7 protein-coding genes and 1 rRNA gene are annotated in these 9090 nt (G+C 67.7%); 4 read left to right on the top strand and 4 right to left on the bottom strand.

Annotated elements, in window-relative coordinates:
* The first annotated feature begins 29 nt into the window (after positions 1–29).
* Positions 30–791, top strand: a complete 762-nt coding sequence (locus RDU12_RS08200) for a hypothetical protein (RefSeq protein ID WP_308684419.1) — start codon at positions 30–32, stop codon at positions 789–791.
* Between the two features lie 131 nt (positions 792–922).
* Here RDU12_RS08200 and RDU12_RS08195 read toward each other — a convergent pair whose 3' ends face one another.
* From RDU12_RS08195 to hfaA, 4 genes are all read right to left on the bottom strand, one after another.
* Entirely contained in the window at positions 923–3796 is a 2874-nt protein-coding gene (locus RDU12_RS08195) for a pitrilysin family protein (RefSeq protein ID WP_300289852.1), read from the bottom strand.
* A 139-nt stretch (positions 3797–3935) separates the two neighbouring features.
* Positions 3936–5192: a holdfast anchor protein HfaD gene (hfaD, locus tag RDU12_RS08190; RefSeq protein ID WP_300289853.1), complete on the bottom strand. Its 1257-nt coding sequence runs from the start codon at positions 5190–5192 to the stop codon at positions 3936–3938.
* Positions 5119–6135 carry a holdfast anchoring protein HfaB gene (hfaB, locus tag RDU12_RS08185; protein WP_300289854.1) on the bottom strand — a complete coding sequence of 339 codons (1017 nt, stop codon included), beginning with the start codon at positions 6133–6135 and terminating at the stop codon, positions 5119–5121. The genes hfaD and hfaB overlap by 74 nt, the downstream gene beginning before the upstream one ends.
* Positions 6132–6569 carry a holdfast anchoring protein HfaA gene (gene hfaA, locus RDU12_RS08180; RefSeq protein WP_300289855.1) on the bottom strand — a complete coding sequence of 146 codons (438 nt, stop codon included), beginning with the start codon at positions 6567–6569 and terminating at the stop codon, positions 6132–6134. Before hfaA ends, hfaB begins: the two co-directional genes overlap by 4 nt.
* Before the next feature lie 197 nt (positions 6570–6766).
* On the opposite strand from hfaA, the gene RDU12_RS08175 reads away from it, so the two are divergent.
* The 3 genes from RDU12_RS08175 to RDU12_RS08165 all read left to right on the top strand — a co-directional run.
* Positions 6767–7381, top strand: coding sequence for a rhomboid family intramembrane serine protease (locus RDU12_RS08175; protein WP_300289856.1), 615 nt, complete (start codon positions 6767–6769; stop codon positions 7379–7381).
* 48 nt (positions 7382–7429) lie between these two features.
* A complete protein-coding gene (locus RDU12_RS08170) occupies positions 7430–7858 on the top strand; it encodes a CBS domain-containing protein (protein ID WP_300289857.1) in 429 nt (142 codons plus the stop codon).
* An 844-nt stretch (positions 7859–8702) separates the two neighbouring features.
* A 16S ribosomal RNA gene (locus RDU12_RS08165) occupies positions 8703–9090 on the top strand; the annotation flags it as partial.

Below are 9090 nucleotides of genomic sequence, written 5' to 3'. Positions count from 1 at the left end.
AACGGTACTTATGGCAGAAAAGCATTTCTATGAACAACGCGATTATCCCTCCGCCGCCTCCGCCGCCTCCGCCATGCTGCGAACAGCCGCCCCCGCCGCCGTGCTGCGGCGGCGGCGGCGACTTCAACGTCAATGTGAACGTCAACGCCAACGCCGGCGCGGACGCCAGCGCCCGCAGCCGGACCGGTCTGAATGCGCGTGCAGGCGGCAGCGTGTGGGTTTCGGGCGGCGGCTCCGCCTATGTGACGGTCGACCAGCCCTATCCCACCACGATCAACGGCCTGATGGTCGAGGGCGCGCGCGTGCGCCAGGTCATCCGGGTGCCCTATGAGGCGCGTCGCCGGTGGGAGAAGCGGGTCGTCATCCGCGCCTTCTGCATCGACGACCGCAACGTGCCCCATCCCGCCTCGCAGGTGCGCCCGGACCGGGACGTCCACGGCGACTACGAGGGCGAACTGTACCGCTGCCTCGCCGGAACCTGGCTGCAGTACTCCTGGGCTGAGTACACGGGCGATTCCGAGTTCGGACAGGGTCAGACCATGGACTGCCGCAAGGGCGAGGCTCTGTGGCATGGCCGCGGCGGTCGCGTCGAATGCCGGGCGCAGACGGCCGAGCGCGAATGCAATGAGCGGTCGCTCCTGCGCCGCTACGGCGCGGGCGTGAAGATCCTGACCATGGTCCGCGAAGAGATCTACACCGAGTACCGTGAGGAAGTGGTCGAACAGGCCGGCGTGGCCGTGTCGGGCGCGTCCATGACCCTCGATGGCGGGGTCGGCGGACGGGTTTTCTGACGCAGAACTGAACACCCCCGTTCAGCCGGGGGTCATTGCGCCCCCGGTAGGGTGGCGTTCGTCGGCTCTGTCGACGATCCTGAGAAGCGACTGGCCCCGATCCGCAAGGACCGGGGCCTTTTTTCGTCGCTCTAGCTGGCCGGGACGGGCGCCGCGTCGGCGGCCTGCGACGAGGTCACCGTTGCGCGCCAGGCGGTGTCGGAGCGCAGGTACTGACGGGCCAGCCGCTGGATGTCGGCCGGTGTGATCGCCTCGAGGTCCGAGATATGGGTCAGCGTCTGCTCGACCTCTCCCGGCCTGGCTGCGACGTCGGCCAGTTGGGCGAGCCAGTACTCGTTCCCCGCCTGGCTGCGGCGCAGCGATTCGATCACCGGCAGGCGGGCGCGGTTCAGCTCGTCTTCCTCAACAGGCGCGTCCTTCAGACCGGCGACGATCGCCTCCACCGCGGCGTAGAAGGCGGGCAGGGCGTCCGCGGCCGTCTGGGCCGTGATCGAGATCGAGCCGTAGCCCTCGTAGACGTCGGAAGCGCTGGCCCCGACGTTGGGGGAATAGGCCAAGGCCTGCTTCTCACGGATTTCATCGAGCACCCGGAGCTTCAGCACCTCGGACAGGATAGAGACCTGACGCGCCTCGGTGCGGTCGCCGACGGCGTCCGTGGTCGGCCAGGCGATGTAGCCGAGCGCCTGCTCGACCGGACCCGTGTGCGTCAGCCGCACCGGTTCGGCCACCCCGGCGGGGAAGCGAAGCTCGGTCGCGCCGGGCGCGGGCTGGGCGTCGGGGCCCCGGGGCGGAAGGGCGCCCAGAGTCGGGGCGACCGCCGCAATGGCGTCCTCGACCGTCACGTCGCCGACCACGACGACGTCGATCGGGCCGGAAGACAGCCCGCGGGTGACGCCGGCGCGCAGGTCTTCGATGGTCCAGGCGGCGACATCACCGACGCCCGGGAAGGTCTGGCGCTTGTCGCCGCTGGCCAGCAGGCCGGACGCCTGCAGCTGGAAGGCGCCGCCGGGCGTCGCCATCTGCTGGGCGACGATCTGCGGGAAGAAGGCCTTGATCTGCTCGAACGGCGCCGGACGCAGGCCCGGATCGGTCAGATAGGCGGTCAGAACCTGCATCTGCAGCGGGAAGTCCTGCGGCCGGGTCGCGCCCGTCAGGCTGTAGGTGTCGCTGTCGACGCCGAAACCCGCCGAATAGATGCGGCCGTTCAGCACCCGGCTGAGTTCGTCCGCCGTCAGCTCTCCGAGCCCGCCCTGGGTGAAGACCAGCGGGGCCAGGGCTTGCGGGTCGGACCTGTCGGTCGGCAGGCCCAGTTCGCCGATGCCGGTGCGGACGCTGACGAGAATCTGCTCGTCACGGAAGTCGGTCGGCTTGACCGTCAGGCGGACGCCGTTGGCGAAGGTGACGACCGTGGCGCCCACGTCGGCGAACTCCCGCCGGTTCTCGACCGTGCCCGGGGTTCCAAAGCTGGCGTAGGGCCATGCGAGCTCGGTCTGCGCCGCCGGTGCGGCGACGGCGACCTGACGCGAGGCCTCGAGCGCGGCCGTGACGGCGGCCTCTCCGCCTTCGATCTCCACCGGCGTGATGATGAGCGCCAGCGGTCCTTCACCCGCGAAGATAAGAGGAAGGGTCTCGTTGATCCGGGCGGCGGTCAGACCTTCGACGGCGGCGTTGAACAGGTCGAGACTGGTCTGGGGCGTGTTGAACACCCGCTCGGCGTTGACCGCGCCGACCAGACCCATGGCGAGCTGGGGGGTGCGGCGCGTCGCGGCGGATGCGACCGCGTTCTCGAGATTGGTGCGGATCCCTGTAATCTCGCGTTGGAGTTCGACCTCGGTGACGCCGAACTGGACGATGCGCCGCTGCTCCTGCTCGATGGTCTCCAGCGCCCGCTGCCACTCGCCCGGATTGAACTGGGCCGAGACCGAAGCCGAGCCGAGACTGTCGAACAGGTCGCCCTCGGAGGCGCTGGCGCCGATGAAGGGGGGATTGTCGGCGCGCGCGATCTCGCCAAGACGGCGGCTCAGCACGGCCAGGCCCAGACCCCGAACCAGGTTGTCACGGCGCTCCGCCACGGAGTCGGGATCACGGTCGGGGGCGCGGACGTAGCCCAGCGAGATCGAGGACTGCACGCCCGGCTCGAGCAGAATCCGGGTCTCCGGCCCGCGCGGCTGGACCGTGCCGAGGTCCGGGTCGGGACCATCGGCGGCCTTGGGCTCCCAGCTCTCGAAGGCGCCCCTGATCTTGGCTTCCATTTCCGCGACATCAAAGTCGCCGACGGCCACGAAGGTGGCGCGGGACGGGCGGTAGTACGCCTCGTAAAAGTCCACGAACCGCTCGCGCGGCGCCGTGCGGATGACTTCCAGGTCTCCGATCGGGAGGCGTTCCGAGATGCGCTGGCCCGGGGCCAGCAGCTTCAACTGGGCCTCCAGGGCGCGCAGACCCGGCACGTTGCGAAGGCGCTGCTCGCCGACGATGACGTCGCGCTCGGCGTCGATGGCCTCGGGCGCCATGAGCGCTTCCGACACCTGCTCGCGCATGATCCGAAGGGCGTCGTCGACGATCGCCTCGTCGGCCCGCGGCAACTCCAGCATGTACACGGTTTCGTCGAACGAGGTGTAGGCGTTGGTGTCGGCGCCGAAGGCCAGGCCATGCCGCTCGAGAATACGCAGCAGGTCGTTCTCCGGGATGTTGGTGGTCCCGTTGAAGGCCATGTGCTCCATGAAGTGCGCCAGCCCCCGCTGGTTGTCGTTCTCCATCAGGGAGCCGGCGTCGATGCGCAGCCGGAACGACGCCTGTCCGGGCGGGGTGTCATTGCGCAGGATGGCGTACTGCATGCCGTTCGGCAGGACGCCGAAGCGGACGTCGGCGTCGACCGGGATGTCGCTGGCCGCATGCGCCCACGGGTCGGAAGGCTGGGCCTGGGCCTGTGCGAGGGCGGGCGAGGCCGCGGTCAGAACCGTGACGGACGCGGCGACAAGAAGGAGCAGACGACGGGGTGTACGCATGGTCGAGGCGACTTTCCGATGGGCGCGAAGACACCCGATCGGGACCGCGCCGGACAAGATTTGTCGGGCGCGCGACCTCGTCGCCGGCGCCCCCTGCAACCTTTCGGGGACACGGAAGCGCCGCTCAAGTTACGGAAGATTAATGTGAGGGCCGCGAGACGTAGAAAGTCGCGGAATTGCCGACCGAATTTGCGCCGGTGATCACGGCCCGGGTCGAACCGGCGACCGTGGTGTTCGCCGTCGCCGAGACATCGCCGCCGTTGGTCTGGGTGTTGCGGGCCTCGAGATAGCCCTCGCAGTCCGAACAGGCGAAGCCGGTGACGCTGTTGCCCACCGCCTCGGCGCCGACATAGACGTCATAGCCGTTCGTGCCCGAGAAGGTGGCGGTGACGTCGACACCGCCCGAGTTGAACTGGCTGTTGTCGATCTCGACGTAGATGTCGTTGTTGCCGACCGACAGCTCGTTGGCCGCGCCGCGGGCGTAAGCCTCGGCGCGACCGTAGTCGTAGGCGGTGGTCGTGGCGGCGGCGCGGACGAAGGCGGTGTTGTCCTGACGGGAGTCGGTCACGACCGATCCGCCCTCGTTGTAGAGCACGGCCTGGTTGGCGCTGGCGCGGGCGCGCGCCGCCAGGTCCCAGGCGTTGCCGGCGTTGGCGCTGGACTCGGCCTCGACGAAATCCCCGGTCGAGGTCTGGACGATGGCGAGGTTCTGGCCGGAGGTCTGGCCGCTGGTCAGCTGGACCGCGTTGACGATGGCCTGGCTGGAGACGCTGGCCTCGGCCGGAATGTACTGGGTTTCGATCCGGTTGTAGGCGCGCACCGTGGCGGAGGAGGACTGATCGATCGTGCCGCCGACCGCCGAGCCCTCGCCATACATGGCCACAGTGTTCGAGATGGCCGAGGCGTTGATGACGGCTCCGCCAAGCAGGCGGGCGTCGTCGTCGCCCAGTTGCGAGGTGGCGCTGACCAGGCCGCCGGTGTTCGATTGGGTCGCGTCGACGGTCAGATCGGAATCATAGGCGCTGACCGCCAGATAGTTGCCGCCGGCCTGGGTCGTCGCCGTGACCAGGCCCCAGGTGTCGCCGCCGAGGGTCATGTCGGTCGTGGCCACCGCGTCGCCGCGCATGTCCTGGTCGGACTGGACGGTGATGGAGCCGTTCTCGACCGCGCCCGAGGCGCTGTTGCCCTGGGCCGAGGTGCTGACGGTGACCTGTTCCTGGGCGTCGACGACGTTCAGCGTCTGGTGCGAGAAGACGTCGCCCAGCTGCAGCTGGTCGTTCAGGACGATGGTCCCGCCCGGAGGCGGGGTCTGCGCGGCGGCCTCAGTAGCGGCTGCGGCGCACAGCGCCGTCGCGGCGATCGTGCCAGCGAGACGGATCCGCGCGGGTTTCGCCATTGTTCGTTCCCGTGTTGGGGTAAGCCGGATAGTAGCCGCCGGTCGGACCGGTCGTGCCTCCGAGGGGGTCCGGGCCCGCCGACAGGCAGATGTCCGGGCCCGGTGCGCCGTACAGATTGGCCATGAACTCGACCGTGGCCCGTTCGATCAGCGCGCGAACCGCCAGCTGGACCGGCTCCAGCCCGCCTTCGCCGGCCGAGATGTCGAAGACGTTGCCGTTCAGGAAGTCGAACACGCCGGCCGAGATCTCCCGGCCGATGATCTGTTTCTGGTACGAGACCACGTCGACGACCTCGAGGGTGGTCGTCTGGACCAGCCGCAGGTCGATGGCGATGTTCATCACGAAGGCCTTGCCCGCGAAGGCGGTCGACAGCGGCGTCTGGGTGCTGGCCTGGCCGGCGGCCATGTCGAAACCGCCCGAACGGATATTGTAGTTCACCTCGGTGATGCCGCCGATGATGTAGAAATCCGTGCCGGGCACCGAGCCGGCGAGGATGCGGCGATACTGGACGTCGTCGGCGCCGCCGGGGCCGGCGTCGCCGATCAGGCGGTTGTTGGCGTAGCGCAGCTCCATCTCGGAGACCGAGGTGTCGTAGCGTTCGAGAATCTGGGCCCCGGCCTTCGCCAGCGCCGTCATCGCCATCAGCGAGGCGCCGCCGGTCACCTGACGGCCGCCGTCGGCCGAGACGGTGCCGGTGTAGTCGGCGATCCGGCCGACCGACATGCGCGGGGAGGGCAGGTCGTAGCGCCGGGCGTAGTCGGCCATGCAGTAGAGCGCGGCGGAATAGGGGGTCGGGTTCGCCGTCACCGGCGCATTGCCGATCGGCGTGGCGTAGGTGCCGTTGGGCCCCGCCGATGCGGAAATGCAGCCGCCGAGAAGCGCGGCGATCGCGCTGGCGGCGGCGGTCGTCTTCAGACGCCGGGCGAACTGGCCGTGAATCATGGAAGCCTCAGGGTGCCGTTCAGGCTGGTTCCGGCGGTGACATTGCCGTTGTTGGTCTGGGTCGAGTTGACGATGACCGTGTTGTGGTTGCCCTGGACCACGACGTTCAGACTGTTGCCGATGGCCGTGGAGCCGCCGATGGCTGTGCCGCCGTCCGCGCCGCCGACGCCCGAAAAGCTCGACGAGACGCCGCCGGTGGCGCTTGAATAGCTGTTGGCCCCGGCCTGGATGATGCCGTCCACAATCAGACGGTTGCCGTTCTGATCGCGGGTCGAGCCGGTCTGGGGACGCGCCGTCGTGTAGCGCGACCCGCCGTAGCCGGCCTGATAGGCGCCCATGCCGGAGGAGCCGGCGGACTGCGCGGCCGCGGCCGATGGCGCGACGAGCAGGGCGGCTCCGAGAAGGGCGGGGATGGTCTTCAGCCTGACGGTCACGAGAACCTCCACACGCGAACATGGTTTAGGGGTCGGCAACCAACCCGCGTCTCAATCTGGATCATGGTTATTAAGAACCACTTGCCAGGCTTGGCTGTTAATGAAGGCATTCCAGAATCGACCGGAGCCCGACCCTGACCGATCAGCCGCCCCCCGAACGGATCTTCACGGCGCCCGCGGTCGCGCTGCTTCTGACCGTGTCCTTGCCGCTGCTGTTCTGGCTGCAGACGCGCCTGCCTGACGGGGGGCTGTCGCTGGCGTTCAGGCCCGCGTCCCTGTGGAGGGGCGACTGGTGGCCGGGGCTCCTGACCTCGATGTTCCTGCACGGCGGCTGGGGCCATGTGGCGATGAACGCTCTGGGCGTCTTCGCCTTCGCGCCACCGGTCGCCCGGCTGATGACCGGGGCGAGGGGCGTCGTCGGGTTTCTCGCCTTCTACCTGGCGACCGGCCTCATCAGCACCGCCGGCTACGGCCTGATCCATCCGGACACGTTCGATCCGCTGGTGGGCGCCTCGGGGGCGGTGTTCGGCCTGATGGGCGCCGCCCTCCGCCTGCTGGGTCGACGCGACGGCTCCCTGCGTCCCCTCGGGGACCGCCGCTTCCTGGTCATGGCCGCCGTCATCATGGGCGTGAACGCCGGAGCGGGTCTGATCGGACTGGCCCCCGGCGCGGAAGGGGCTCGCGTGGCCTGGGAGGCCCATGCCTTCGGCTTCCTCGCAGGCGCGCTGCTGATCGGCCCGTGGGCCCGGCCGTTCCGTTCACGCCGGACGTCATTTGATTCCCCGCCCGATCTGCGCGACCCTTCCGCCTGAAGCGGTCCATCCGCGGCCGCGCTCTATATAGAGAGAAGGGGAGCCGCGATGCTGGTCGCCGAAATTCTCAAGGACAAGGGCGACGCCGTATTCAGCATCCGCCCGGATATGCGGCTGGGGGACGCCTGCGGCGAGCTGGACCGGCTGAAGGTCGGCGCGCTGATCGTTTGCGACGCGGACCGGGTGGTCGGAGTGCTGTCGGAGCGCGACGTGGTGCGGGCCGTCGCCCAGGGCGGCGCCGGGGCGCTGGACAAGCCGGCCTCGGACTTCATGACCGCGGACGTCGTCTTCGCCGCGCCGGCCGAGACGGTGGGAGTCCTGATGGAGCGGATGACCGACCGCCGGATCCGTCACCTGCCGGTGCTCCGGGATGACCGCCTGGCCGGGGTGATCTCCATCGGCGATGTAGTGAAATGCCAGATCGCCGAGGCCACGCAGGAAGCGGAGTCCCTGCGCACCTATATCGCGGCCGGCTGACGGGGCGAGAAGGACGGCCGCCGCGCGTCGCGTGCGGCCCGACCGGGCTGACAGCGTCCGTCGACCGTGACTCCGCGAGAAAGTTCGCAAAACTGTCGGAATCGGCTTGCGAACAAAATGGCCGCTGCGTATATCGCCGCCTCGCTCGGAAACGGGCCGGCCGCCGGGGCCGCGGAGACGAAAGTCACCGACGGTTCCCCGGGAAGAAAGTCGCTACAGCGGGTTGCTTCCTTAAGGTGTTTCGGTTAGGTTCCGCGCTCCAATCGAATCGTCGGACGAAACAGAGGCAAGCCTCTCGGCTTTCCAGGCGGTTTTTTGCGGCCCGAAATCCTCGGATTTCAGTCCTCGCGAAATGGCTGAAAAAGCCCGGTTGACACGGAGATCGGCCTTCCTTAGAGAGCCGCCTCCGCCGCCCCTCCAGGGTGGTTTGCAGACAGAGGTTCTTCTTTAAAAAGAACCACTTGACGCAGAAAAATGAGGCGCTAAACAGCGCCTCCCTCGCCTCCGGGCGGGGCCGCTGAAAAGAGATCGTTCCCAGGAATGATCGCTTGACACGGGAAGGGGAGGCGACTACATCGCCGCCTCCGCCGTAACCGGGCGCTAAACGGTGGGATCGGTTCTCCGGTTCCTGGGTCTTTGAAATCGTTGATCTGGAAAGAGAAACGCAGGCGGCGGTGTCCTAGCGACAATCCTAGAGATTGTCTCGACACTGACAACTGCGGTCTTTTTGAAAAGACACCATGACGTCGCTCTTCGGAGAGGCGTTCGTGGGATCTCGTCAAGAATACGTAGAACTAATGCCAACCGGCCTTCGGGTCGGTCTGCTTAGGTCAGATAGTCAACTCAACCTGAGAGTTTGATCCTGGCTCAGAGCGAACGCTGGCGGCAGGCCTAACACATGCAAGTCGAACGGACCCTTCGGGGTTAGTGGCGGACGGGTGAGTAACACGTGGGAACGTGCCTTTAGGTTCGGAATAGCTCCTGGAAACGGGTGGTAATGCCGAATGTGCCCTTCGGGGGAAAGATTTATCGCCTTTAGAGCGGCCCGCGTCTGATTAGCTTGTTGGTGGGGTAATGGCCCACCAAGGCTACGATCAGTAGCTGGTCTGAGAGGATGACCAGCCACACTGGAACTGAGATACGGTCCAGACTCCTACGGGAGGCAGCAGTGGGGAATCTTGCGCAATGGGCGAAAGCCTGACGCAGCCATGCCGCGTGTATGATGAAGGTCT

This window comes from Brevundimonas sp., assembly GCF_031082345.1.
Lineage (GTDB): Bacteria > Pseudomonadota > Alphaproteobacteria > Caulobacterales > Caulobacteraceae > Brevundimonas.
The sequence above is the reverse complement of the archived record's forward strand: the minus strand, read 5'-3'. Positions and strand labels throughout refer to the sequence as shown.